At 41.5% G+C, this 23456-nt stretch carries 35 protein-coding genes; all 35 read left to right on the forward strand.

Features of this window, described 5'->3' with window-relative positions:
- Window positions 1–4: 4 nt before the first annotated feature.
- The 35 genes from EKM94_RS04530 (at window position 5) to EKM94_RS04690 (ending at window position 23453) form a co-directional block, all read left to right on the forward strand.
- Window positions 5–238: a hypothetical protein gene (locus EKM94_RS04530; protein ID WP_125598125.1), complete on the forward strand. Its 234-nt coding sequence runs from the start codon at window positions 5–7 to the stop codon at window positions 236–238.
- Window positions 239–528: 290 nt separating this feature from the next.
- Window positions 529–690, forward strand: a complete 162-nt coding sequence (locus EKM94_RS12315; protein ID WP_164511103.1) for a hypothetical protein — start codon at window positions 529–531, stop codon at window positions 688–690.
- Between the two features lie 70 nt (window positions 691–760).
- On the forward strand, window positions 761–1249 hold the full coding sequence (locus EKM94_RS04535) for a hypothetical protein (protein WP_125598128.1): 489 nt from the start codon (window positions 761–763) through the stop codon (window positions 1247–1249).
- Complete coding sequence (locus EKM94_RS04540) at window positions 1240–1536, forward strand: DNA-binding protein (protein ID WP_125598131.1); 297 nt, start codon at window positions 1240–1242, stop codon at window positions 1534–1536. The genes EKM94_RS04535 and EKM94_RS04540 overlap by 10 nt, the downstream gene beginning before the upstream one ends.
- A 146-nt stretch (window positions 1537–1682) precedes the next feature.
- Entirely contained in the window at window positions 1683–1919 is a 237-nt protein-coding gene (locus EKM94_RS04545; protein ID WP_125598134.1) for a hypothetical protein, read from the forward strand.
- Window positions 1920–1979: 60 nt separating this feature from the next.
- Window positions 1980–3920, forward strand: a complete 1941-nt coding sequence (locus EKM94_RS04550) for an AAA family ATPase (RefSeq protein ID WP_125598137.1) — start codon at window positions 1980–1982, stop codon at window positions 3918–3920.
- Window positions 3921–5003 (forward strand): hypothetical protein, encoded by a 1083-nt coding sequence (locus tag EKM94_RS04555; RefSeq protein WP_125598141.1) that lies wholly within the window; start codon window positions 3921–3923, stop codon window positions 5001–5003.
- Window positions 5003–5713, forward strand: a complete 711-nt coding sequence (locus tag EKM94_RS04560; RefSeq protein ID WP_125598144.1) for an MBL fold metallo-hydrolase — start codon at window positions 5003–5005, stop codon at window positions 5711–5713. Before EKM94_RS04555 ends, EKM94_RS04560 begins: the two co-directional genes overlap by 1 nt.
- An 11-nt stretch (window positions 5714–5724) precedes the next feature.
- A complete protein-coding gene (locus EKM94_RS04565) occupies window positions 5725–6711 on the forward strand; it encodes a Lin1244/Lin1753 domain-containing protein (protein ID WP_125598147.1) in 987 nt (328 codons plus the stop codon).
- On the forward strand, window positions 6683–6979 hold the full coding sequence (locus EKM94_RS04570) for a hypothetical protein (RefSeq protein ID WP_125598150.1): 297 nt from the start codon (window positions 6683–6685) through the stop codon (window positions 6977–6979). Before EKM94_RS04565 ends, EKM94_RS04570 begins: the two co-directional genes overlap by 29 nt.
- Before the next feature lie 41 nt (window positions 6980–7020).
- Complete coding sequence (locus tag EKM94_RS04575) at window positions 7021–7284, forward strand: hypothetical protein (RefSeq protein WP_125598153.1); 264 nt, start codon at window positions 7021–7023, stop codon at window positions 7282–7284.
- A complete protein-coding gene (locus EKM94_RS04580; RefSeq protein ID WP_125598155.1) occupies window positions 7284–7520 on the forward strand; it encodes a hypothetical protein in 237 nt (78 codons plus the stop codon). The genes EKM94_RS04575 and EKM94_RS04580 overlap by 1 nt, the downstream gene beginning before the upstream one ends.
- Before the next feature lie 95 nt (window positions 7521–7615).
- Window positions 7616–8242, forward strand: coding sequence for a RusA family crossover junction endodeoxyribonuclease (locus EKM94_RS04585; RefSeq protein WP_225422160.1), 627 nt, complete (start codon window positions 7616–7618; stop codon window positions 8240–8242).
- Window positions 8243–8279: 37 nt separating this feature from the next.
- Window positions 8280–9059, forward strand: coding sequence for a phage antirepressor (locus EKM94_RS04590; RefSeq protein ID WP_225422161.1), 780 nt, complete (start codon window positions 8280–8282; stop codon window positions 9057–9059).
- Between the two features lie 27 nt (window positions 9060–9086).
- On the forward strand, window positions 9087–9554 hold the full coding sequence (locus EKM94_RS04595) for an ArpU family phage packaging/lysis transcriptional regulator (RefSeq protein WP_125598158.1): 468 nt from the start codon (window positions 9087–9089) through the stop codon (window positions 9552–9554).
- Window positions 9555–9870: 316 nt separating this feature from the next.
- Window positions 9871–10083, forward strand: a complete 213-nt coding sequence (locus tag EKM94_RS04600) for a hypothetical protein (RefSeq protein WP_125598163.1) — start codon at window positions 9871–9873, stop codon at window positions 10081–10083.
- A gap of 77 nt (window positions 10084–10160) precedes the next feature.
- Window positions 10161–10973 (forward strand): hypothetical protein, encoded by an 813-nt coding sequence (locus EKM94_RS04605; RefSeq protein WP_125598166.1) that lies wholly within the window; start codon window positions 10161–10163, stop codon window positions 10971–10973.
- Between the two features lie 62 nt (window positions 10974–11035).
- Window positions 11036–11194: a hypothetical protein gene (locus tag EKM94_RS12320; protein ID WP_164511104.1), complete on the forward strand. Its 159-nt coding sequence runs from the start codon at window positions 11036–11038 to the stop codon at window positions 11192–11194.
- Window positions 11166–12428, forward strand: coding sequence for a site-specific DNA-methyltransferase (locus tag EKM94_RS04610; RefSeq protein WP_125598169.1), 1263 nt, complete (start codon window positions 11166–11168; stop codon window positions 12426–12428). The genes EKM94_RS12320 and EKM94_RS04610 overlap by 29 nt, the downstream gene beginning before the upstream one ends.
- A gap of 138 nt (window positions 12429–12566) precedes the next feature.
- The gene (locus tag EKM94_RS04615) at window positions 12567–12776 is read left to right on the forward strand and encodes a hypothetical protein (RefSeq protein ID WP_125598172.1); all 210 of its coding nucleotides are present in this window, start codon (window positions 12567–12569) and stop codon (window positions 12774–12776) included.
- 28 nt (window positions 12777–12804) lie between these two features.
- Window positions 12805–13611 carry a phage terminase small subunit gene (terS, locus tag EKM94_RS04620; RefSeq protein ID WP_125598175.1) on the forward strand — a complete coding sequence of 269 codons (807 nt, stop codon included), beginning with the start codon at window positions 12805–12807 and terminating at the stop codon, window positions 13609–13611.
- A complete protein-coding gene (locus EKM94_RS04625) occupies window positions 13601–14881 on the forward strand; it encodes a PBSX family phage terminase large subunit (protein WP_125598178.1) in 1281 nt (426 codons plus the stop codon). Before terS ends, EKM94_RS04625 begins: the two co-directional genes overlap by 11 nt.
- A gap of 16 nt (window positions 14882–14897) precedes the next feature.
- Entirely contained in the window at window positions 14898–16367 is a 1470-nt protein-coding gene (locus tag EKM94_RS04630) for a phage portal protein (protein WP_225422162.1), read from the forward strand.
- The gene (locus EKM94_RS04635) at window positions 16318–16635 is read left to right on the forward strand and encodes a ribosomal-processing cysteine protease Prp (RefSeq protein ID WP_125598183.1); all 318 of its coding nucleotides are present in this window, start codon (window positions 16318–16320) and stop codon (window positions 16633–16635) included. The genes EKM94_RS04630 and EKM94_RS04635 overlap by 50 nt, the downstream gene beginning before the upstream one ends.
- A gap of 5 nt (window positions 16636–16640) precedes the next feature.
- Window positions 16641–18374 (forward strand): minor capsid protein, encoded by a 1734-nt coding sequence (locus tag EKM94_RS04640; protein ID WP_125598186.1) that lies wholly within the window; start codon window positions 16641–16643, stop codon window positions 18372–18374.
- Window positions 18374–18556, forward strand: a complete 183-nt coding sequence (locus EKM94_RS04645) for a hypothetical protein (protein WP_125598189.1) — start codon at window positions 18374–18376, stop codon at window positions 18554–18556. Before EKM94_RS04640 ends, EKM94_RS04645 begins: the two co-directional genes overlap by 1 nt.
- Before the next feature lie 60 nt (window positions 18557–18616).
- Window positions 18617–18925 (forward strand): ImmA/IrrE family metallo-endopeptidase, encoded by a 309-nt coding sequence (locus EKM94_RS04650; protein WP_125598192.1) that lies wholly within the window; start codon window positions 18617–18619, stop codon window positions 18923–18925.
- A 235-nt stretch (window positions 18926–19160) separates the two neighbouring features.
- A complete protein-coding gene (locus EKM94_RS04655) occupies window positions 19161–19832 on the forward strand; it encodes a capsid assembly scaffolding protein Gp46 family protein (protein ID WP_125598195.1) in 672 nt (223 codons plus the stop codon).
- Window positions 19833–19851: 19 nt separating this feature from the next.
- Entirely contained in the window at window positions 19852–20190 is a 339-nt protein-coding gene (locus EKM94_RS04660; protein ID WP_125598198.1) for a hypothetical protein, read from the forward strand.
- A 19-nt stretch (window positions 20191–20209) separates the two neighbouring features.
- Entirely contained in the window at window positions 20210–21241 is a 1032-nt protein-coding gene (locus EKM94_RS04665; RefSeq protein WP_125598201.1) for a major capsid protein, read from the forward strand.
- Window positions 21241–21432 (forward strand): conjugal transfer protein, encoded by a 192-nt coding sequence (locus EKM94_RS12565; RefSeq protein WP_191987272.1) that lies wholly within the window; start codon window positions 21241–21243, stop codon window positions 21430–21432. The genes EKM94_RS04665 and EKM94_RS12565 overlap by 1 nt, the downstream gene beginning before the upstream one ends.
- Window positions 21383–21727 carry a phage head-tail connector protein gene (locus tag EKM94_RS04675; RefSeq protein ID WP_125598205.1) on the forward strand — a complete coding sequence of 115 codons (345 nt, stop codon included), beginning with the start codon at window positions 21383–21385 and terminating at the stop codon, window positions 21725–21727. Before EKM94_RS12565 ends, EKM94_RS04675 begins: the two co-directional genes overlap by 50 nt.
- A gap of 8 nt (window positions 21728–21735) precedes the next feature.
- Window positions 21736–22077 carry a hypothetical protein gene (locus tag EKM94_RS04680; protein ID WP_125598208.1) on the forward strand — a complete coding sequence of 114 codons (342 nt, stop codon included), beginning with the start codon at window positions 21736–21738 and terminating at the stop codon, window positions 22075–22077.
- On the forward strand, window positions 22077–22619 hold the full coding sequence (locus tag EKM94_RS04685; RefSeq protein ID WP_125598211.1) for an HK97 gp10 family phage protein: 543 nt from the start codon (window positions 22077–22079) through the stop codon (window positions 22617–22619). Before EKM94_RS04680 ends, EKM94_RS04685 begins: the two co-directional genes overlap by 1 nt.
- 369 nt (window positions 22620–22988) lie before the next feature.
- On the forward strand, window positions 22989–23453 hold the full coding sequence (locus EKM94_RS04690; RefSeq protein ID WP_125598214.1) for a phage tail tube protein: 465 nt from the start codon (window positions 22989–22991) through the stop codon (window positions 23451–23453).
- Window positions 23454–23456 lie beyond the last annotated feature (3 nt).

Consider the following 23456-nt stretch of genomic DNA (forward strand, 5'->3'; position numbering starts at 1 on the left):
AACCATGAAAGAAAAATCAAACGAATCAAAAGCAATCAACTTCCCAGGTCTACTAAATCGGTTGGAGAACACGTACAACTTTAACAAGGAAAATGTTTACCCCAACAGATTAGATGATGTTGTCGCTGATATTAAAAAAATCGAGGCCAAATACAATCTTCGGCCTCGACAACTTGAATCAGTTGTGAGATTTACTCGTGTGGAAAGTGAACTTGCTCGGCTATTAGATCAACGCTGAATTTTGTTTCGTTACGATCAGCGTGATACCTTGCAAAATCCATATTAAGGTCTGAAGCTGTTCCCCAAGCTTCTTTGACTCTCGGAATCATGTCCTGAGACATTTCTTCTTGGCAATATGGACACTGAATGGTTGACGGCCATGTACTCGTATTAAGGACGAATTTATGGCCGCACTGACCACATGTAATTTGAACCACAGTTATCTGTGCCATTTTGTCACCACCTTTCAGGTTGATTATATCGCTTAAAGGTGAGCAACACTATTCAATTTTCAAGGAGGTGAGCTAAATGAGTAAGGAAGAAATGATCAACGATATCATTCTCTGGCGGCCAGATGTTTCACGCAATTACTGGGAGTCAAAGTCAATTCGAGTTGTTGAGGCTAATTGGAAGTTGCTCAACAGCTGTGAAAGTAATGAGGTAGATGAAATCAACGCTACTTATTGCTGACAAATGAATTGTACCGTAATTCAGAGTGTGTCCTGCACTACGCAATTTGAGTGATTGGAGGTGAGTATATATGTATTTAACACAATCAGATCAGCAAGTTCTCTCTCTCTTTGATCAACGGCTCAAGGCGAATGATATGGTCCGTGGTGATATCGCAGCAGACTTAGGATTTAAACACGCAAGTGCGGTAACGAATTGGTCGTCACGGGGTATTCCTGAAAATCAGCTTTTTAAGGTTATTAAGGCAATGCGAGATGCAAGATTCATGATTGGCGCCTGTTTGCTTGAAAGTGGCATGGTACTACCGAAGATTACCAAGGCCAAAGATGATTCATATGCGTGGTTCTTTTCCCAGAAAAAAGAGGAAAGCGAGCGACGTGCCCTCGATAATCGTTTTACCGAATTAAACAGTAAGCCGGTTGACCAGAGAACCAGTGCTGATCGTGAGGAAATGAAACGTTACTGTGACGAATATCTGCAGGAGGTCACGGCAGAAGTTGAATTAGTTTTACAAATTACTGATGACTGGGGTATTCAGGAGGTGATCAAATGGAAATAACAATTGATAAGGATTCAGCAAAATTGTTAGTTGAAACATTTAAAGATAGTGCCATGGACGAGCTTGTATCAAAAGTAGTTGCTGCCTTAAATACAAAAACCCCTGTTAGTCAAAAGTTGCTATCAACTCCCAAGCTTAGTCAAGTTAAGGGCATGAGTCGTGAAACAATCATAGCTTATGTTGCGGCCGGAATGCCACACACGTCAGTTGGGAAAACAGGGAAGCAATGGCGTTTTGAACTGGACCAGGTTAATTCGTGGCTGGATGAAAATCAGGAAAGGTATTGATTGCATGAGTTTTTTGCAGCAGGTATCAGGAATCTTAATTTTGATTGGGCTTACTACCATCGTTGGAATAGCTTACGAGTGGGGCAAGACTGGAACATTCAAAAAGGCTTTACATCAAATCTTTGATTTAGATTGGAAGTGATTTTGTGACAGAACTTGAAATGATGCAGCGGATTCGAACTGCAAGATTGTTTGCATTCGAGGAGGCCTACAACAAAATCGAAGATCGCATACGCTTCAATCGATTGATTGGCATCAATGATAAGGAAATTGGCATGACAGCGTCACAAGGAGCAATTCAGGAACTGATTAATGAAGAGCAATATGAATTGGCTCACGGAACAACAAAAAAGCCTACATCGGCCGCCACCGACATAGGCTAAAAAATAATCAAATCAAAATTATTTATACACATATTTTAACATTGCAAAGGAGTTTAAACAATGACAGTCATTAATTTACAATCAATGACCATTCATCATTTTAAGGGTATCAAAGATTTCAGCTTTGAGCCTAAAGGAAATGACGCTGCTGTTTTGGGTCAGAACGCTTCGGGTAAGACAACCATTTTTGACGCTTTTACTTGGTTGCTTTTCGGCAAGAACTCGGAAGAATCGAAAGCATTTCACGTCAAGCCATTGGCGGCTGAGGGAACTGAGTTACTTGGATTAGAACCTGAAGTTACCGCAACGCTGAAAATTGGCGCTAAGAATACAGTACTGAAGCGAGTTCTCAAAGAAGTTTGGACCAAACCAAACGGCGAGCTTAAGAAGGTGCGCAAGCCTGATAAGACTCTACTTTACGTGGACGATGTACCACAGAAAGTTAAAGAGTATGAGGAATTCATCAATAAGATCATTGATGTCGATACTTTTAAGGCGCTAACTAACCCGGCGATGTTTACCAATCTCAAATGGGATCAACAGCGTGCTGTGTTAATGCAACTTATCTCAGGTCTAACTGATCAAGATGTCATCAATAAGCATCCAGAGCTCAAAGACTTGAGTCAGTTAATCAGTGATAGTACTATCGAGGACCAAAACAAGCGGATTAATGATCAGCGTCGTCAGATTAAGCGTGATATTGATGCTTTGCCCGCTCGAATCGATGAAGCAACCAGGGCAATACCCGAAACAGTCTCCACTAGTCCTGGTGACTTAGAAGAAATGAAAGCTACCTATCAATCTGAAATTGATTCTCGTAAGGCAAAAATTACTGAATTGCGATCGGTTGATACCCCAACTGCTTTATATAAACAGATAGCAGAATTAAAGTTACAAGCAGTTAAGGATGAAACAAAATTTGGGGCTACCAATAATCTACACGTAATGGAAACGGCCAATAAAGTGACTGAATTACGACGTCAACTGAGTGATGCAACTAATAACGATGAGCAATTGACTGCTGATATATTCAGTACTGGGCAAAAAATAGAGGGTATTGAAATAAAGAAAGAGTCACTTCTAAAAGAATATCACGCCCTAAAAGAACAAAGTTTTGATGAATCTGCAAAGACCTGTCCAACTTGTCATCGAGAACTACCCGATGATGAAGTTGCTGAACTGATTAAACATTTTAATACCGAAAAATCAGAAAAATTAGAGCAAATCGTCGCTCAGGGAAAACAATACAAGTCTGAATTGGATGAATTAAGAATTAACCTGGGTGATCTTAAGCGAAATGAAGAACAATCAATTTCTAAGGTTACCGAATTAACAAAATTGAATAAAAAAGCAACATCAGAGTATGAATCGGCAAAACGTTCTTTAGTCGAATATAAAGATTCAGCTAGTTGCAAAGAGACCGAAGCCAAAATTGCTGATTTACAGAATCAAATCAATAATCAGTCGGCCTCCCAGATTAACGTAACTGAGATTGAACACCTGAATGATGAGATCAGTCAATACGCCAAGTCAATTGCTGATATCGAAACTGAATTAGCTAAATATCAAGCTGTTAGAACACAACAAGCACGCTTAGCAGAACTTGAAGCCGACGATGCACGATTAAAGGCGCAGTATAACGAACTAGACAAGCAATCTTACCTGATCGAACGGTTTATGCGTGCAAAAATCACCATGACCGAAGATAGCATCAATCAAAAATTTAGTGTTGTTAAATTCAAGCTATTTGAAAACCAGAAAAACGGTGAATTGAAAGAAACCTGCGAAGCAACGGTTAACGGTGTGCCGTTCAGTGATCTAAATAATGCGGCCAGAATTAACGCAGGATTGGACATCATTAATACTCTTACAGATTTTTACGATATGAAGGCTCCAATCTTTATTGATAATGCAGAATCAGTTAACCATCTGGTTGAAACTGGATCACAACAAATCAGCTTAGTAGTATCCGAAGATAAAAAATTGAAAGTGGTGGCTTAAATGACAGTAGCAAAATATGAAACAGGATTATCTAAGATTACCAATGCAATTGCACCAATGATCTCCAGCCAATTAAGTAATAACGGCATTGAGATGACTGACTATCAACGACAGGTCGTTATTTCGGCAATCTCTGCAATTAACACAACGCTAGAGAATAGCAGCTTATCGATTAGCCAAATCGATCAGAGCAACTTAACACAAATCTTATTGACGGTAGCCGCGTTGCAATTAAATGCTGATGCAACTCCACGAGAAGTTTATTTCATCGTTCGGAAGTCAAAAAACGCCAAACCAAAGATTGAAATGAATATCGAGGGTGACGGCAACGATGCTTTACTGGCACGATTTGGTCGCGACGTTAAAAAAGTCTACCCTTATTGGGCAATTCGAGAGGGCGACGATTTCACTTATCCATCACACAGAGGTGTCGAAACAACCCCACCTACATGGGTCGAAAAAGGTATCGGCAAGGTCATTCGGGTCGTTTATCCTATTGAGTCACAGAATGGCAGTATTAACTATTACATCGGCGAACGTGCTGATGTTAAGAAGAATTTGATTGCCCATATGATGAACAACTTGATGTGGGATAAAGATAAGATTGCTAAGAAAACGGAGATTCGCCAGAAAACTGAAAATATGACGCTTGATGAAATCTTAGACGATGATGATTTAGTTAAAACTGGCCAGATCAGTCCTGCTTGGCGCGAACCTCAGTCTCGTGAGAGTATGATTATCCGTAAGATGCGGAACAATGTTACTAAAAAGATTCCTAAGGATTTCTCCAGCAGTTTTGTTGCTAATCAATATCAAGAGGTCACTGATCCAGAGGCTGCTAAGGTTCGCAAGGACGTAACAGAACACGCCAATTCAGAAGACTTTGAACAGGCAAAAATTGAGGCTAGTAAGCCTGAAAAAAATGAACCCAAAGAAGGATGGAAGCCCGCACCTGAAGGAGTATCGCAAGCCAGTGAAGTAGTTAAGCCTCAGCAGCCTGAAATCATCGATGCACCAACTAAGGAAGAAGCCCCACAAGAACCAGAACCTTCCATTTTTGATGATGACGAGGACCCATTCTAATGCTTGATATTACAATATTTGGCACAGGATCATCAGGAAACGGTTATTGCGTGAGTGATGGTAAGACTCAACTTTTACTTGAAGTTGGAATTCCCGAGAAAAAAGCCGCACCTAAGATGAACTTTGATTTCAGCAAAGTTGTTGGCATCCTAATCACTCACGAACATGGTGATCACAGCAAGTATCTGAAGCAATATCTGCTCAATACGATTGCGCCAGTTTATCTGACAGCTGGCACTGCCAACGCACTCAAATTCGAAGGTGTTCGAAGAGTCGACATCCAGCCGTTACACGAGTACAAAATTGGCACTTGGATAGTGACGCCATTTCACGTCGAACATGACGCCAAAGACCCAGTAGGCTACCTGATTGAGAGTCAGGCGGGCGACCGTCTGCTTTATGTCACTGATACTTATTTTGTTAAATATAGGTTTAAAGATATTACTCAGATGTTAGTTGAGATGAATTACTCATCTGCAATCGCTCAGAAGAATGTTGATGATGGTATTTTAAATCCATTCTTGGAGCGGCGTATCTGGCATTCTCATTTCGAGATGGAGAACTCATTGAACTTCATTAAAGCTAACACCTCACCAAGTTTAGAGAGCGTCACGCTGATCCATTTATCAAAGTTAAACGGTGATCCAAAGTTGTTTAAATCTAAGACTCAAGAAATAACCGGTGTACCAGTCACAATAGCAAAAAGTTAGGAGGTGCCCAATTGGCACGTCCAATCAAAAAAGGAATTGATTATTTTAATTTAGATGTTAATTTTCTCCATGATATCAAGATTCGAAAAATCATGCGTTCGTGTGGAAACCAGTCAATCACTATACTAATCTGCCTGCTCTGTAATATTTATCAAGACGATGGGTATTACATGCGGTGGGATGAAGATATACGGTTCTTGGTGGCCGATGATGTCGATGCCAAGGAAAGTGCAGTACAGGATGTGGTGACAAGGGCGTGCGCAGTTGGGTTCTTCGATGATTCATTATTCAAGGAGTACAGAATTTTAACGTCGAAACGGATTCAAGAGAATTACAAGTTGGCCTCGAAGCAGAAGAAAGATAGTTCGATTAAACCCGAATATTTACTGCCAAGAGTTTCCATTAATGATAACGGGGTTTCCATGCATGGAAATGGAGTTAACAAGCATGACAATCCACATAGTATATCAGAACAAAACAAATCAGATAATAACAAACAACAACAACCAGCTGCTGCCGACGATTGGCAATCACCAATGATTCTCTGGCAAGCGACCTTTGGGATACTGAATACTTTTCAAATCCAGCTTTTTGAAGAGTACTCACAATCGCTTGGTGTAGAAATCATGTCTGAAGCTGTTAAACGTGTGGCGACGAATGCTTCTAAAGGCACTGGTGCGTTTAAATATCTTGAAACCATCTGTAAAGCTTGGGTTGCCAATGGCGTTAAGTCACTTGCTGACATCGAACGGTTAGATCAGCAGCACGAGAACGCCAAACTGCAGAAGAAGTCAGTTGGAAGGCAGTTTTACAATCGCAAGAAACCAATAGGAATCGTGCCAAGTTGGATGCAAGAAGCCAGCAGTGAGTCTAACAGTCAGCCTACTGAACCATCTGTGTCCAAGAAGGATATTCAAGCAAAATTGGCAGCTATAGCCAAGACAAGGGCGGAACTGGAGGCTAAGTCTAATGCAACTGACAATGAATCCCAAGGATAAAAATCAATTCGTTGAGCAGCTTAAAGAATTGAAACATCAAGGTTATGAATGGATTGTCCGTGAAGATGACAGGTATGTCGTGCTTTTTAGCTTGTTGCCTAAGAAATATACACAATCCGATGAGCTATATGGACATTGGTGGGGTTACTCGAGCGAGGATGACCCAAGAGCTTTACCTGCTTACCCGGTTGAGCCGGCTAATAAGTTTGTCATGCAGCTATCACCAAATCACGCAACTAAAATTGAAGATTTATTAGCACAATTATAAAATGCGCCGTTGATTATGACCGGCGATTAAGGAGTTTTAACATGAAAGATCATAAAGCAACATTTGAATTATTAGTTACGACACAGGGTTCGCGCAAACAAGTATCCGCAAAGATTCGTAATGCATCGGATACAGACATATCTTTCGTAATCGTTACACTGGCTCGGAAGATAGCCGCGAGCAGTCGTACCGAAGACACGTCGGCAGCAGATGTACTATTCGGATTAGCAATATCAGATATGCAAACACCACCGGAAAATGTGAAGTTTGCGGCTTCTGAAAAACTTAGCCAGGAGGCAAACTAATGGAATTTAGACATCCAAAACACATTAAACTGTCTAAAAAAGTCGGCGACGCACTGGACCTTTACTATCCAGAAGATGACATTAACCAGGTCATCAGAGATATCTCAGAAGGCGAGATATGCGAAGAACTTTACGCTTATTACCAGGAATACGGGGATGCAGCTATTTTGAAATTCAGGTATGCCCTTGAAAATGGTTGGGACCCGTTAGAACCAGATGATCATCATGATGAGTGATCTGCTATGGTTCAAGAATAAGTATCATCGAAAAACTTGACCGGATTTATGCTAAGAGCGACTTAAATTAACAGGTTAGAGGAGTGTATGTATTAATGCTTGGAGAAGTAAATTTAGATATGCCGCACAGTGGTTCATCAACCGATAGATTTAGTGCACAACGTATTGCGGGTGGTGATGTGTTGCTAGAAGTCTACGATTCTGCCAGCGTTCATGGTATGGCAAAACAATCATTATTAATTGCAAAGAATAATATTCCGAAGTTCATTGATTGGCTGGAGAAAGATATTTCAAAGCTAACCTATAACAGAAAAGTTCAACTAACCTTTCTGGGTGAGCCAGTTCCTCAAGGGAGACCTCGGACCACAATTGTGAAAGGAAAAATAATTGTTTATGATCCAGTAGATAGCAGAAAGTATAAGCAACTTATCAAATACCAAGCCTACCATCAATACAAAGATAAACCGTTAGAAGGTCAATTGCGGTGTGACGTAAAGGTCTATCGCTCGATTCAAGCAAGTACCAACAATAAGCAGCGACGGTTAAAAGAACAGGGGATTGTGCGTCCTATTGTCAAAGGTGACATTGATAATTATTTTAAAGCGGTAACCGATCCATTGTCCAAGATTGTTTGGAAAGACGACGCACAAATTGTTGAAGGTTTCATCAGTAAATACTATTCAGAGAACCCACGAATCGAAATGACCATTAGTCAAGTATAACGGCACTGGTATAACTAATTAGAATGGAGGAATAACGATGGAAATGATTAGAACGCCCGATCAAACTCAATTGTTTAAGTTCAAAGATAATGTCGTTCGTGCATTAACAATTGAAGGGGAGCCGTATTTTGTTGGGAAGGATGTTGCCGAGATCCTTGGATATTCAAATACACGGGATGCACTATCGATTCACGTCGATATCGAGGATAAAAATACCGTCGCGATTCACGACGGTAATAAGGGAAATCCTAATCAAACAGTAATTAGTGAGTCTGGATTATATTCACTTATTCTCTCAAGCAAATTACCAACTGCAAAAGAGTTCAAACGTTGGGTGACGTCGGAGGTTCTTCCTTCAATTAGAAAACACGGTGCCTATATGACGGGCGCGACGATTGAATCTTTGCTTGCAAATCCAGAAAATGGTGCCAAATTATTAATGACCCTCAGTGCCGAACGTCAAGCTCGATTGGCAGCCGAGGAACAAGTCGAAGTGATGACACCTAAAGCTCTATTTGCTGATTCGGTTTCTGCCAGCCATAATGCCATTTTGGTTGGTGACTTGGCCAAAATATTGAGTGGCAATGGAGTAAACATCGGTGCCAACCGATTGTTTAAATGGTTAAGAGTTAATGGATATTTAATTTCAGGGAACAGAACTGATCGAAATATGCCCACACAAAAATCTATGGAATTAGGTCTGTTTCAGATTAAAGAGACGGTAATCAATCATTCTGACGGTCATACTTCAATTTCAAAAACATCAAAGGTCACAGGTAAAGGCCAACAATATTTTATCAACAAATTTCTTGCATAAAAAAAGGCCGCCCGCAAGCAGCCCCTTATGAATGATTTTGACAAATCTAATTATATCACGTGGGGTGAGCGAGTGGTACTGTTGCCAGAACTAGATGACAAAGCTACTAGAAGGAATGCACGGGCAGTTTTAAATCGATTTAGAAGCTATGCTCGAATGGCTGGGCGCCCATTAGTTGAAATCAAATCGCCCACGATTGATGATATGCCAAAGGCTCAAGCTTACGGTAATTCAGCAGAAAAAAGGATTGTTGGTATTATTAATGCTCAAGTCGAAATAGATAAGATCCAACAGGCAATGTCGTTTCTGTCTTTCGATAATTATTGGGTGTTGTATTATTCGTATTTCACACCGAAGCCACTGTCTAACGATGAGATATCTAAATTAATTAAGGTTGCGACTGATAAGACAGTAGATTATCGAAAAGCAAAGGCCCTAATACAATTCGCTGAAGCATATCCAGGGCAATCCTTGCTGGTGTGGAAGCAAAACTAGATTTCGTTAAGAAATCGTCAAGAAATCATTCGGAAATAATTCGGAAAAAAGTCCGAATTAATGCGTTATAGTGATATTGTGGTTAATTTCAAAAGAACCCTTCCATAGGGCGGCGTGAGTGGTAATTATTCTGGTTCGATTCCAGTACACGCCATTGCTGTGCACCTCCAATACTGATGTTTTGCGACTAACTCCTTTAAAATAATTTTCCGGGACCTACTACCAAATCTTTCATAATTAATTGCACAGCAAACATCCCCAATTCCTTACAGTCATAATTGGGGATATACATATAATAAAGTTAAGGGATGATCACATGGATAAAAAAGATATTCTAAAGATGACTAAATATGATATGGCCGGACTGGTTCCCAATGAGGAGACTACACAGAGTATCAGAATGTTAAGCAGATTGTTCGGTGAGTCAGTTAATCAATATATAGTTGATGGGTACGATCGGGTTGAAGCAATTGAAATGGCACAAGCCTTATTTTCAGCGGTATTCAAGCCACATAAGTTGGATAAATAGGAACCCCTCACACTCCATATTGATATTTCAGTAATAAGTGTTACCTTAATTATAAAATATGTTATGGGGTGGCATGAATGGATAAAAAGACATTGAAAGCAATGGTTGAGCATCCTGAGTATCTGATGAATTCTGAGCGTGTAGGACTAAAACAGCGCATACAAGAACAAAAGATAATTAAAGATGAGATAAAGGATGCAGCTATTGAAACTGCAAAGTCTCAAGGGAGGAGTATAGTGTCTCATATTATTAATATGAATATCGGGAACATTCTGTTAGATATAATCGAAACAGGAGATAGGCTGAAGTCAAACTTGGATGATGCGAAAAAAGCGGCTTTGATTAGTGAGTATTTACAAAAGGTTGATGATCAGGAACAGGGACTGATGAGGCTTGCAGACTTGATAACTGATCCATACGGTTTAAGCATTTACTCAAAAATAACAGCGTTATTAAGTGATTCACCGTTTGATGATGATTTGATTTCGATTCTCTCTGAATATCTAGCCAAGCTATCTAAAGAACCAAATCTAGGCGAAGCATTTTCTAAAAGCAAGACAATCTTAAATTTAATAGATAAGGTCTCACCACTCGCGTTAATTGTGTTAAAGAATTATCGATTTTGGCCTCGCATTTCAAACCCTGGAGCAGCAGTTGTTGTCGGTGGCGTTGTACAGGGTGATAACAGTCAACTAGTTGCAGAGTGTTTTCAAACAATTCCCGCTCTTCATGGTATAGAAGTTGGATCGATACGAATGGCAATTTTAGACCTTCAAGTAAATGGATTAGCACAGTTTATGCAAGGAACTGACCGAGTAACAAATCAAATTGTGTATGTGGAAATGCCAACAGATTCTGGAACTATGTTAGCTGATGTAATAAGAGATTGATTTAAATTTAGGCGCTTAGGCGTCTTTTTTTATACCCAAATTTAGGAAAGGAGGTGGTGTCAATGGCGATGCGTATCCATTCGAAGTTTGGTTACTGCTCCGTGGAGGAAACCAAAATGGATGCACGACTGGAGAAATGGCTAAAGCAGGAAAAGGCCAAGAAGAAAAAGTCTGAAGAACGGGTGAATGTAAGTGTTAATCGAAACAAAGTCTATTCATGAGTTAAAAAATGCTGAGTACAATCCTAGGGTTGAGCTTAAACCAGGGATGCCTGAGTTTGAAAAGCTTAAGAGCTCAATTGATACTTTCGGGTTGGTTGACCCGCCAATTTGGAATAAACAGACAGGCCATTTAGTTGGTGGTCATCAGAGGGTAGCTGTCGCTAAGCTTCTGGGGATGACTAAGTTGGACGTATCAGTCGTTGATTTGTCATTGGTTAAAGAGAAACAGCTCAATTTAGCACTCAATAAAATCTCGGGTGAATGGGACGAGGATAAGTTAGCCCAGTTGCTTGATGACTTGGGTGATGAAGTTGAGATTACTGGATTTGATGAAGATGAAGTTAGTGATTTAATTCAAGCCATGGAACACAAAGATGATCAGGCGGTTGACGTGGTCGAAGATGATTTCGATGTTAACTCATTTTTGAAGGACGACCAGGAGCCTACCGCCAAGTTAGGTCAGATTTGGAAGTTGGGACGCCATTATCTAATGTGCGGCGATTCGACTGATAAGGACAGCGTGTCGAAACTTATGCAGGGTCATCAAGCTGACTTAATCATCACTGACCCACCTTATAACGTTGCAGTTGAAAGTCATTCCAAAGAGTTGCAAGACTCGGGACGAGATATCATTCTCAATGATAAGCTGGCCAGCAATGATTTTAATTCTTTCCTTGACCAGGTCTTTGCACGATATCAGGAAATTAGCAAAGATACAACGCCTGTTTATGTATTCCACAGTGCAACTTATCAACGAGAATTCGAAAATGCTATGAACAAGAATGGCATCGTTGTCCGGGCTCAATGTATTTGGGTGAAGAACAATGCGACGTTCGGTTGGGCTCAATATCGTTGGCAGCATGAGCCTTGCTTTTATGCTTACTTTGATGGTAAGAGCCCAAGCTGGTATGGCGACCGCAAACAAACAACTGTGTGGCGCGACGAGTTAGTCGAAGACATCAGCACTGTTTGGGAAGTCAGTCGTGACAATACCAATGAGTATATGCACCCTACCCAAAAGCCTATCAGCTTGATTAAGATTCCAATGGTCAACTCAAGCAAGCGTGATGACATTATTGTTGATTTGTTTGGCGGTTCAGGTTCGACACTTATTACTGCTGAGCAATTGAAACGTTCATGCTATACGATGGAGCTTGACCCTAAGTTCTGCGATGTGATCTTAAATCGATTTGAGAAGTTAACGGGAATTAAGTCAGAGTTACTCGAGCATTAGAAAAAGCCCAGATGCGCTAACATCTGAGCCCTTTCTCGTACCGGGTAACCCCAGCAGAGACGGCAGATTGACCACCGGTGGTCGTTATGAGGACTGCCGCCTCGTTTTCAATAATAATTGAATGCTGGGGTTATAACAATGGCTGAAAATAATGACGAGTTAACTATTTTAATCGAACAAGCAGAGCAAAAGACCGAGAGTATTGAGGAATACCGTAAGATTATTAGAATTGCTCTTGGTAAATGGTTGAAAAATCTTCAAGCAGGCGATATTAAGTTGAATTCTGTTCACGACGCGGAAGTGCTTATGAGCTTAGACCTAGAATTGCAAAACAAACTCAATGAATAGCTAATATCAGGTGGTGAGTTGATGTGATGTGACTGACTTAAATAAAGTAAAAGCAGATTATGAGGCTGGTACGAAGTATAAGGATATCGCTGCTAAATATGGTGTGACGGTGAATACCGTTAAATCCTGGATACGGCGAAACGGCTGGTCTCGAAATAAAACAGGAACTAAAAAGAGGGTGCACCCTAAAATTAAACAGGGTGCACCCATTGGTAACCAGAATGCGATTGGTAATGTTGGCGGTGGTGCACCGACTCGCAATAAAAATGCGGTAGTGACCGGCGAACACGAATCGATATTGCTGTCCGAGCTTGACGATGAAGAGCGCAAACTATACGACCAGGTGCAAACAGATCCGCTCACACGAATTGATGAAGAAATTCGCATCTTAACGATTCGAGAGCGCCGTATGTTGGCTCGCCTGAAAGCTGCTCAGGATGATCTGACAGATGAAGAGGTTACAACCCTCACTCAATTAATCAATGACAAGATGCCATCAACGAATCCGAAAGGTAGAACGGTGATGATTACTGTCAAGCATATGGCCGACGTTCAAGTCTCTACAGTTAAAACCAGCCAAATCGATTTGGTTCTGCGGCTTGAGGAGAGTTTGACCAAGGTCAGCGCCCAACTGAATAAGGCGGTTGCTACGCGACAATCAATTATTAACGCTGATGTGCGTAATGAGTTAGTTCAATCTCAAAATGAAATTGCTAAGACTCAGAATATTAAACTGCGTGCAGATTTAGGTATCGACGATGATGATGATAACGACGACGGATTCATTGATGCAATCAAAGGCAGGCTGAAAGAAGTGTGGAACGATGAAGATTAAGCGTGCCACATTTCAATTCAAGCCATTCTCTGATAAGCAGCTGCAAGTCTTGAGCTGGTGGATGTGGCCTAATACTGCCAAGCTTGATGCTATTATCTGTGATGGGTCAGTCCGCGCAGGTAAGACGGTGGTCATGTCACTCTCCTATGTTATGTGGTCAATGAGTGAGTTTGATGAGCAGCAGTTCGGGATGGCTGGCAAAACGATTGGGTCTTTAAGACGTAATGTGATCAGACCATTAAAACAAATGCTTGCATCCCGTAAATATCGTGTTATTGATCATCAAACGGATAACATGCTGGAGATTAGCAAAGGTGGTAAGACTAATTACTACTTTTTGTTTGGTGGTAAGGACGAAGGCTCTCAGGACCTTGTCCAAGGCTTAACGGCTGCTGGCTTTTTCTTTGATGAGGTTGCCTTGATGCCAGAATCATTTGTAGCCCAGGCCACAGCGCGTGTGTCAGTTGAGGGTGGCAAGTTCTGGTTTAACTGTAACCCTGCAGGCCCATATCATTGGTTTAAATTGCAGTGGATTGACAAACTTAAAGAGAAGCATGCGCTGCGAATTCATTTCCGCATGAGTGATAATCTCTCTTTGAGCCAGTCAATTATTGACCGATATGAGCGGATGTATACCGGCGTGTTCTACAAGCGATATATCTTAGGCGAATGGGTGCTTTCAGAGGGTGTGATTTATGACAACTTCGATGAAGAACTCATGGTCGAAGATTTACCAGCTGGCACTCAATTTGAAAAGTATTATGTATCCGTGGACTATGGGACTTTAAACCCCACAGTCTTTTTATTATGGGGCAAGTTAGGCGATACATGGTACTGCATTAAGGAGTTCTATTACTCCGGACGTGAGTCATCCCGACAGTGGACAGATGAGCAATATGTTGACGCCATGGATAAATTTGTCGGGACGCTCAAGCCAACACTCATCGTTGACCCGTCAGCAGCATCGTTTATTACGTTGCTACGATCACGTGGCTATAAGGTTATGAAGGCTAATAATGATGTGCTCGATGGTATCAGAGCTACCCAGTCAGCAATGAATACCGGCAAGATTAAGTTTTCGAGCACGCTCAAGCATCTTTTCGCAGAGTTTTCGTCCTATATTTGGGATGCAAAGGCCGAGGAACGTGGCGAAGACAAGCCAGTTAAGGAACACGACCACACTATGGATGCAATGCGTTATTTCGTTTATATGGTGATTTATCGTAATCCAGTAGCAAAAATCAAGAAGCGGCCAAGCTGGCTGCATTAATGGAAGGGGTGATAAATTGGGAGTTGCAATTGATAGAGATCTTGCAGGTGATATCAATAATCCAAGCTTTGAAGTTATTAACTTTGCTATTGATCAGCGTAAGAATGACATCCCTCGGTTAGACCGATTGTTTAACTATTACAATGGCAAACAGCCGCTTAAGCCTGACGGTAATAACTTGCGTGTTGGTGCTGCAAATGGTAAAGAGCCTAACGTTATGGTGAATCATGCCAAATATGTGACGGATATGGTTGTGGGCTTTACAACAGGTAATCCGATTAGCATTTCAGCGGCAAAAGGTAAAGATATCCAGCCGATTGATGATGCTCTGCAGCGCATGGACATTAACAAGCACGATGCGGAAATGGAAAAAGACCTTTCAGTCTTTGGCGAAGCTTATGAGCTTGTTTATCTGTCGAAGATTACCGAAGCTGAAACGGACGAACGTATCGAAAAGATTGACCCACGTGGCATTGTGCTTGTAACTGACGATACTGCTGAAAAGAACCCATTGTTCGGCATTCATTTCCAAGAAAAGTATGACCTAAAGGGTAATCAGAATGGCTTTTTGATTACTGTTTACACCGAGAAATACATCATCAAGTATAGAACCGAATCTGGAACCAATTTAAGCGCATCAAATCTGAAGAGTCCACCCAAGGTAAAAGAACATTACTTTGGGGATGTTCCAGTAATCGAATATCGTAACAATGAGGAACGTCAAGGTGATTTCGAACAATCAATCAAGATTATGGATGCTTATAACGTTTTGCAAAGCGACCGGCTTGCTGACAAAGAGAACTTTGTTAATGCATTGCTGGTCATTTATGGTTTTACAGTTGATGAAATAAATGAAAGTGGAACCAGCAAAGGTATTCTGGAGGCTCCTGCACGTGGGACCGCTAGTGATGGTGGTGGTTATGTAGAGTGGCTTACTAAGACCTTTAACGAGTCGGAGATTGACATTTTATCCAAATCAATCGAGAACGATATCCATAAGTCAACTTACGTCCCAAACATGAACGACGAGAACTTTATGGGAAATGTTAGTGGTGAGGCTATGAAGTATAAGTTGTTTGGCCTATTGCAGTTGCTTGTCACTAAGGAGCGTTACCTAGTTAGCGGAATTCGACGGCGGCTTAAGTTGTTGCAAAACATCATGCTGATTAAGAGCGAACAAGTTGATGTTGACGGTGCTGATATCCATATCATCCCTAACATCCCGGTTAACATGACCGATGTGATCAACAATATCAAGAATGCTGATGGCTTTGTTCCGCAGCCAGTAACCTTAAGCTGGTTAACGAACACGACCTATTCAACGGCTGACATGATCAAGATGTTAGACAGTGAAGCCGAGAAAAAGGCTAAACGTGCTGCTGATGCTATGGGCACAATGACCACATCAAACTTTGACAGAGAGGGAGGCAATGACAATGATTCAAGTAGTATTTCATCATCAAACGGATCTAGCAAGTCCGATTGATGGTTATCGAATCTATGGCCATGCAAACTATGCTGAGAAAGGTCAAGATATTGTGTGCGCTGCAGTGTCTATTTTGTCTGTGACGATTACTGATGAACTTGAAGCGCCAGTCATTGAGTCACACTCAGATAACACATTAGGTGTTACTCAATTCAAGGATTGTTCAGAGAATAATGTCCTAATCAACGCGTTAGAACATGGATTGCGTTCAATGGAACGAGACTACGGTGGCTTTATTGCAGTTAATGATGCGACTGGCGGCTGGTGATGTAATTGGCAGCTAAAAAGGATAACCTCGGTTACTGGGAGCGTCGCGCAATCGAGCAAGATTCAGACATGCATAAGGCTCTTAATAAACCGGAGCAAGTCATAAATAAGGCACATCTCGCAGCGTCAAATTGGTTAACCGATCAGGTCAATCAAATTTATCGACGCTATTTTAGTGCTCCAAATATGACTGAGGCTCAAGCCAAGAAAATCTTGAACGGAACTGTTTCCAATTCGGAAATAGTTCAACTCATCCAATTGATCAAAGATACGAAGTCTAAAGCAGTTAAAAAGCAGCTGCAACAATTTATCAGCGCTTATGCCGCCAAGTCGCGTATCACACAGTTTGAATTGCTTAAAGCCAAGGTGGAGATTGTTTCCAAGCAAGTAGCTCAGGTTGAACAAGACCAAATGGATAAGTTCTTCATCCCTCAAATTCAGCAGGCGTATGATCAAGCAGCTGTCGAAGCAGTGATTGGTCAGACTACTCATGATGTGCAGTTGCATTATCCTGATGCAGTTCCTAACATCCCCACCATTGACGAACAAACGCCGACTGTTGAATTTATCGACCCTAAGACTAATGAGACTGTTAAAACAGTTGAACTCGTCCCAGACAAGCCAATAACTGAGTTTAAACGTATGTCGACTAGCCAAGTTGATAAAGTAATGCGGATGAACTGGAAGGGTAGCAATTACTCAAAACGTATCTGGAAGAACACTGATTTGCTTGCTGATCAGCTCAAGGAGTTGTTTACGGCCAGGGAAATGTCAGGAATGTCCGAACGAGATATGGCTAAAGCGTTGCAGGAACGATTTGAGGTCTCAATGTTTAATGCACGACGCTTAATCAGAACCGAAGCAGCTTTCGTCAGCAATCAGGCACGGCTAATGGGATGGCGAGAGAACGGGGTTAAATCTTATGTATTGAATGCCGTTCTTGATGAGCGGACATCAAAGATTTGTCGCTTAAAGGATGGCAAACACTTTCCAATTGAAGATGCTGTCTGTGATGGACCCGATGGGAATTATCCACCGTTTCATAGCTTCTGCAGAACTGTTGCTGTAGCATATTTTGGTAAAGACACCTTTGTAGGCCAGCATTTGGTCAATAACCCAATCGGACACTCATTCGAGATGCCAGCTGGAACGACGTATCAGCAGTGGGAGAAAGCTCTGATCAACAAGTATGGCGGTCGAGATAATTACGACCGATTGCTTGCTGAAAAGCAATCTGAGACTGAAGATAGGGCATTATTTGACCAATATACACCAATACTTGGGGATGACATGACTAAAGACTTCCAAGCGTGGCAAGATCTGAGGTATAATGGTGGCAGAGATTGGCAGTTGACGAAGCTTGACTATCAGCGCAAGGAAAGGCTATTGAACAATTCTGATTTAAGATTGCCCAATGCTGACGGCGCGACTATCGATAATCGAAAATTCACCGAGTATTTATTTAATGAGAATAGTAAGTCTGGCTATCCAAAAGGCAAAATTATTTCTGAACGCTTCGGATATAGCAAAGACAACTATTTATCCTTTAAGAAAGAAATTCTCAAACGAAGTAAGAGCTATCCGGCGAAATGTAGAGGTACAAATAAATATGGCGATTCATACGAGCAAAAAATGATTTTTTATACACCCAAAGGTAAACCTTATAACCTTGTTGCGGGATGGTTAGTAGATGGAAATCAAACAAAATTAACAACAATAATGATTAAGGAGGTCAAGTGATGCAAGTCAATGAATATGACGGAGTATTATTGAAAGATGGACGCGAAGCTATTATAATCGAAAAATTCGATGATACGCATTTCATGGTCGATGCAGCACAGACTGCCGAAGAGTGGGGAATCATTGACATTACAATTGATGATATACAAAAAGTAACAACCAGATCCAGTGCAACTAAATAGCACCCGGTCACTATCGGTGATTGAGTGCTATTTTTATGCTCAAAAATCAAGGAGGGACTTATGTTAATCCCAGATAAAGTAAAAGTTGGCAGCATCACCTATCAAGTCAAGCAAGAGCATATCGATAAGACAGATGATGGTTTATACCAATTTGGTGTCACCGATTACTTAAATGCCGTCATTACAATTAATTCTGATTATCCTCAAGAAAGAAAAGAACAAACATTTTTCCATGAATTAATGCACGCCGTGTTCTTTGAGTCATCTAACTCAGATCAAGCCGCAGATGAACGTTTGGTTGATTCGACTGGATTAATGCTTTATCAAGTTTTTAAGGAAAATGAGTTAGCCAATTTGAAGAAGAGCTAGGAGGTAGCATTCGTGGTATGGGTTAAGATATTGCTCTTTGTCAGCTATTTGTATTTTGGATGTAGTATTACAGATCAGAATGTTGATAATGTTGGTAAATTTGGTTCCATCATCTTAGCAACGATCTGTTTAGTGATGTGGTTTTGGTTATATGCTTTTTAAAAGTCTTATTGTCCTAAGTATGACAATTTAAACTGCTTATTTTTTATACCTAAAAATTCATAGGAGGTTAAGCATGAAGAAATACAACTTATTACTGGATTTGCAGCGTTTCGCGGATGACAGCGGATCAGATGGTGCTGGCGCTGGTGACCAGGGCAATGGCAGTCAAGGGCAAGGCGACAACGGTGCTGGTGGTGACCCTAATGGTGGCGTTGGGGATGATGGAAAACCAGTAACGCCGCCTGCAGGTCAGATCACCTTTGCGTCGCAGGCCGAATTAGATGCTGTTATCAACAAACACGTCACTGAAGCAGTCGAAAAATCCAAACAAAGCCAACAACAGCAAAAAGATTACGACAAAATGAACGACGCCGAAAAAGCCCAGTTTGATTTGAATAAAGCTCGTGAAGAACTCGCTGCCGAACGACTTAAAACTAAGTCAATGGCTAATCGCTCGCATGTTTTAGCCAAGCTTGGTGCCGACAAATTACCTACAGGGTTAATCGGTTTATTTGACAGCGTGCTTAGCAAGGATGAAGCAGACGTTGATGTGGCTTATGGCTCATTAGTCAAGACGTTCAATGCTTCCGTGCAATCTGCGGTCGATATTCGCCTTGCTGGTTCAGCCGATAAGCCGGGTGGTAACGGAGCACCAGGCCGCATTGATACTGCAGGCGAAACATTAGCCAAGCGCCGCAATGATGCCGATACAAAATCGGTTAAGGATCCATGGGAAACAAACTAATACGAGGAGGTAATTTTTTATGGTTTATGTAGACAAGACACAAAACGTATCACAAATCAATTTTCTGGCCAGTGGCCGATATCAAAGTTTCACCGAGTACGCAGATGCCAATTCCAATGGTGTTGTTGAAGAAGGTGGACGCAAGATTCTGCCAATTGGCTCTATCTTCCCATCAAACGATGCCAAGGCAAAAGGTATTACTTTGAGCACTGCTGATGTCACTAATGGCGCTGTCCCAGTCGCAGTCATGGTCGAAGGCTATGTTTTACCGCAACGTTTGGCAGCTGCACCGACTGCAGAAGCTAAAACTGCACTGGCAGGTATTAAATGGCGTGATGAAGCACCAACTGAAGCCTAAATTAAAGGAGGAAAACTAAATGCCAACAATTTATGATTTATTTACACAGGCCGATTTGATTGATTACTCAGCAAACCGACAATATAAGCCTTTCTTAGGAGACTCATTATTTCCAGCAAAACGTGTTGAAACCCTTAAGGTTGAACAATTAAGCCGGGGTTCAAAGATTCCAATTCTTGCATCAGTTGCTGCATTTAACAGTGAAGCTGAAATTGGCAGTCGGACAGCATCCAAGACGGCTTTGGAGCTTGCTTTGATTAAGCGTAAATACAAAATTGATGAAGAAGATATCATTGCTATGCGAAATCCACGGACACCGCAAGAAGCAGCTTATCTTAAAGATAAAGTATTTAATGATTTCGATGTGCTCAATCAAGGTATTTTAGGCCGTATTGAGCAGCAAACCATGGAAATGTTCAGTACTGGTAAGATTCATTTACGGGATGATGATAGTGATACCACAGCCGTCATTGATTATCAGATTCCAGAAAAGCATCAGCAAGCTCTGACCGATACTGCTTGGGATAAGGACGGTGCCGACCCAATTAAGGATCTAGAGAATTGGTGTGATGCTTTGGACATTACGCCAACTCGTGCATTAACTTCAAAGAAGATCTATCGTTTATTCACACAGAACCCTAAAGTGATTGCTGCAATTTGGGGTAAGGATTCCGGCCGTCTAGTAACACAAGCAGCATTGGACGAATTTATGCAATCAGCTGGGTTACCAGTAATTCGGACCTATGATGCTAAGTACAATATCCAACTGCCAAACGGTAAATACGCTTCGCATCGCTATTATCCAGAAGATCGCATCACTTTGTTTAACGATGATTTACAGGGTAATAAGCTGTTTGGGCCAAATCCCGACGAGGCAGAAAACATGGACGGTGTTAAAGTATCCAAGGTTGGTAATATTTTCAATACTGTTTTCACTGAAACACATGACCCTGTTGCAACCTTTGAGAAAGCTTCTGCAGTTGCATTACCATCTTTTGCTGCAGCTGATGAAGTATTCTTGGCGCAACCTATTGCGGGGGTGGCTAAATAATGAAGGTCAAGGTTAAATCAATGCCATTAAAGTATGGTGGCAGCGTCTATAAACCAGGGGCAACCCTGACAATTAAGCAGGATTACTTTAAAGAATCACTGTTTGAATGTTTAGACAAGAACGATGATGGTGGTGATACAGATGACTCAGGCAAAACTGGATCAGGAGACGCTAAAGAAGTTAAAAAGTGACCAGCTTAGTCAATTAAAAACTCAACTGGGCGTTAAAGAAGATGATAAATCGCTCGATTACTATTTCGATGATGCAATTCAAGCGGTGCTTGATTACACGAATCGAACTGAAATGGTAACTGGCCTATTTGTTTACGCTAAAAAGCTCGCGACTGTCTACTTTAATCAGCAATCGAACGAAGGTGAGACTCAGCGGACCGAAGGCAGCGTTACTCGCAGTTTTGAGGTAGGTATCCCCTTAGCTATCCGCAATAGTCTAGGCCGTTATCGTCTGGGTCGTTTTGCTAGATTGTAGGTGGTTGTTTGAGATTAAATCCAAGACAATTGCGGACTGTTTATTTGCGGCGGCGGTTAAATGGTACGGATGAAGAAGGAAATGTCATCACTGGCTACGGTGAACCCATTGAACTGCAGATGGTTATCCAACCAGCTGGCGGTCAGGTTAACGCTCAGACTTATGGTCAACGACTGGCATACATCAAAACTTGCCTTTATGTTGGCAATGAGATTAAAGAAGGTAAAGACGAGACCTCTGGAATTTGCGTCGATGTAGATAAGGACGCAAAAAAGCCCGATTACAAGATCAATGCAATTCGGACTTGGTCAGATCACCTCATAGTGATGATAGAAAGGGATGATGCCTAATGGAAGTCGAAATCGACGCTAGTCAGGTACTTGGTAACCTTGCTAAGCTGCCTGACTTGGTTGTTGAAGCAATGATGAAGGCTACTAATGAAACGTCTGAATTGGTTAAAACTCGCGCAGTTGATAACTTGAGATCGAACATGAGACACGGTAATGACCTTCAACAAAGTCTTGAAGTTGCAGATCCACAGTATTCTGATGGAAGGGTTACTGGAATGGTCTTTTCCAAAAACCCAATAGCAACTTATCGCGAATTGGGAACAGGCATTCATGGCCAGGAATCATCGAAAGATATTCCCAGCGGCTTTGTTCCAACGTATCACCAGTTACCTTGGTTTATTTACGTTGGGGATGTTGATTTAGACTTAACTGAAATATATGGTATGCGAAAAGTAGTCATAAAAGGGAAGAGCTTTTATGTTAGTTCTGGCCAACCTGCTAGGCAATTTCTTACACCTGCATTGCGTGTTACGGCCGAAAATGAATTGCCGGACATCATCAAGCAGCATTTCCAAAATGATATCCAAAAGGGGTTGGACTAAATGATATTTAATCTTAAGCCCGTGATAATGAATATCCTGAACTCCATTGATGAGTTAAAACTTAAGTCGCCATCATATCCAGCCGTCTGGTCGCAATATCCAATGGCGATATATCGGACATCTCATCAACCGGCTTTTATTAACGCTGATCATCACGAATCACAGACGTCCTGGTCAGTAACAATCGAACTCTATACAGACAACGGTAGCCTGACTGCTATCACAAATAAGCTGAGTGACGCATTTGCAGAGCTTGGCTTGTCTTGTGCCGCTAATGACGCTAATACTGCAGGGTTGAGCCGCGTTGTCTGTCAATTTAGTGCTGTGATCGATAACGATACACGGCGCGTATACGGGAGGTAATTATATATGAATTTAGATTTACAACGGTTTGCGGCCGATGCTGATGCCAGTCAAGGCTTACTTGCTACAGGCACGACACTTGGCTACAAAGTGCATGGCGATTCATCAACTGAATATACGCTTTTGGAAGATGTTAAGACAATTCCGGAAATCGGCCAGTCACCAGAAAAGGTTGATGTGACTGTCTTAACTGACAAAAAGAAAAAGGCAATCAATGGCCTGCAAGACTCATCTAGTTTGGCCTTTGCTTGTGTATACAAGGGGGCGAACTTTAAGGCTGCTAATGGTATTTCGGACAATGGCAAGGTCTACGACTGGATCGTAACTTATCCAGACGGGATGACTTGCACCTTTACTGGCCAAGCTTCTATCAAAATCGGACAAGCCGGCATCAATGAACCAATCACTTTTACAGTGACGGTTGTTGTTTCTGACGGCCCTGATTTTGTGGACGTTCCTGCTAAAGCATAAAAG

Origin of the sequence: Lapidilactobacillus achengensis (assembly GCF_003946655.1) — a bacterium.
GTDB classification, from domain to species: domain Bacteria; phylum Bacillota; class Bacilli; order Lactobacillales; family Lactobacillaceae; genus Lapidilactobacillus; species Lapidilactobacillus achengensis.

Excerpts from the sequence above, each read along its gene's own strand:
- EKM94_RS04530 (WP_125598125.1), top strand. The coding sequence starts at position 5 with ATGAAAGAAAAATCAAACGAATCAAAAGCAATCAACTTCCCAGGTCTA.
- EKM94_RS12315 (WP_164511103.1), top strand. The coding sequence starts at position 529 with ATGAGTAAGGAAGAAATGATCAACGATATCATTCTCTGGCGGCCAGAT.
- EKM94_RS04535 (WP_125598128.1), top strand. The coding sequence starts at position 761 with ATGTATTTAACACAATCAGATCAGCAAGTTCTCTCTCTCTTTGATCAA.
- EKM94_RS04540 (WP_125598131.1), top strand. The coding sequence starts at position 1,240 with ATGGAAATAACAATTGATAAGGATTCAGCAAAATTGTTAGTTGAAACA.
- EKM94_RS04550 (WP_125598137.1), top strand. The coding sequence starts at position 1,980 with ATGACAGTCATTAATTTACAATCAATGACCATTCATCATTTTAAGGGT.
- EKM94_RS04555 (WP_125598141.1), top strand. The coding sequence starts at position 3,921 with ATGACAGTAGCAAAATATGAAACAGGATTATCTAAGATTACCAATGCA.
- EKM94_RS04560 (WP_125598144.1), top strand. The coding sequence starts at position 5,003 with ATGCTTGATATTACAATATTTGGCACAGGATCATCAGGAAACGGTTAT.
- EKM94_RS04570 (WP_125598150.1), top strand. The coding sequence starts at position 6,683 with ATGCAACTGACAATGAATCCCAAGGATAAAAATCAATTCGTTGAGCAG.
- EKM94_RS04575 (WP_125598153.1), top strand. The coding sequence starts at position 7,021 with ATGAAAGATCATAAAGCAACATTTGAATTATTAGTTACGACACAGGGT.
- EKM94_RS04580 (WP_125598155.1), top strand. The coding sequence starts at position 7,284 with ATGGAATTTAGACATCCAAAACACATTAAACTGTCTAAAAAAGTCGGC.
- EKM94_RS04585 (WP_225422160.1), top strand. The coding sequence starts at position 7,616 with ATGCTTGGAGAAGTAAATTTAGATATGCCGCACAGTGGTTCATCAACC.
- EKM94_RS04590 (WP_225422161.1), top strand. The coding sequence starts at position 8,280 with ATGGAAATGATTAGAACGCCCGATCAAACTCAATTGTTTAAGTTCAAA.
- EKM94_RS04595 (WP_125598158.1), top strand. The coding sequence starts at position 9,087 with ATGAATGATTTTGACAAATCTAATTATATCACGTGGGGTGAGCGAGTG.
- EKM94_RS04600 (WP_125598163.1), top strand. The coding sequence starts at position 9,871 with ATGGATAAAAAAGATATTCTAAAGATGACTAAATATGATATGGCCGGA.
- EKM94_RS04605 (WP_125598166.1), top strand. The coding sequence starts at position 10,161 with ATGGATAAAAAGACATTGAAAGCAATGGTTGAGCATCCTGAGTATCTG.
- EKM94_RS12320 (WP_164511104.1), top strand. The coding sequence starts at position 11,036 with ATGGCGATGCGTATCCATTCGAAGTTTGGTTACTGCTCCGTGGAGGAA.
- EKM94_RS04615 (WP_125598172.1), top strand. The coding sequence starts at position 12,567 with ATGGCTGAAAATAATGACGAGTTAACTATTTTAATCGAACAAGCAGAG.
- EKM94_RS04625 (WP_125598178.1), top strand. The coding sequence starts at position 13,601 with ATGAAGATTAAGCGTGCCACATTTCAATTCAAGCCATTCTCTGATAAG.
- EKM94_RS04635 (WP_125598183.1), top strand. The coding sequence starts at position 16,318 with ATGATTCAAGTAGTATTTCATCATCAAACGGATCTAGCAAGTCCGATT.
- EKM94_RS04645 (WP_125598189.1), top strand. The coding sequence starts at position 18,374 with ATGCAAGTCAATGAATATGACGGAGTATTATTGAAAGATGGACGCGAA.
- EKM94_RS04650 (WP_125598192.1), top strand. The coding sequence starts at position 18,617 with ATGTTAATCCCAGATAAAGTAAAAGTTGGCAGCATCACCTATCAAGTC.
- EKM94_RS04655 (WP_125598195.1), top strand. The coding sequence starts at position 19,161 with ATGAAGAAATACAACTTATTACTGGATTTGCAGCGTTTCGCGGATGAC.
- EKM94_RS04660 (WP_125598198.1), top strand. The coding sequence starts at position 19,852 with ATGGTTTATGTAGACAAGACACAAAACGTATCACAAATCAATTTTCTG.
- EKM94_RS04665 (WP_125598201.1), top strand. The coding sequence starts at position 20,210 with ATGCCAACAATTTATGATTTATTTACACAGGCCGATTTGATTGATTAC.
- EKM94_RS12565 (WP_191987272.1), top strand. The coding sequence starts at position 21,241 with ATGAAGGTCAAGGTTAAATCAATGCCATTAAAGTATGGTGGCAGCGTC.
- EKM94_RS04675 (WP_125598205.1), top strand. The coding sequence starts at position 21,383 with ATGACTCAGGCAAAACTGGATCAGGAGACGCTAAAGAAGTTAAAAAGT.
- EKM94_RS04685 (WP_125598211.1), top strand. The coding sequence starts at position 22,077 with ATGGAAGTCGAAATCGACGCTAGTCAGGTACTTGGTAACCTTGCTAAG.
- EKM94_RS04690 (WP_125598214.1), top strand. The coding sequence starts at position 22,989 with ATGAATTTAGATTTACAACGGTTTGCGGCCGATGCTGATGCCAGTCAA.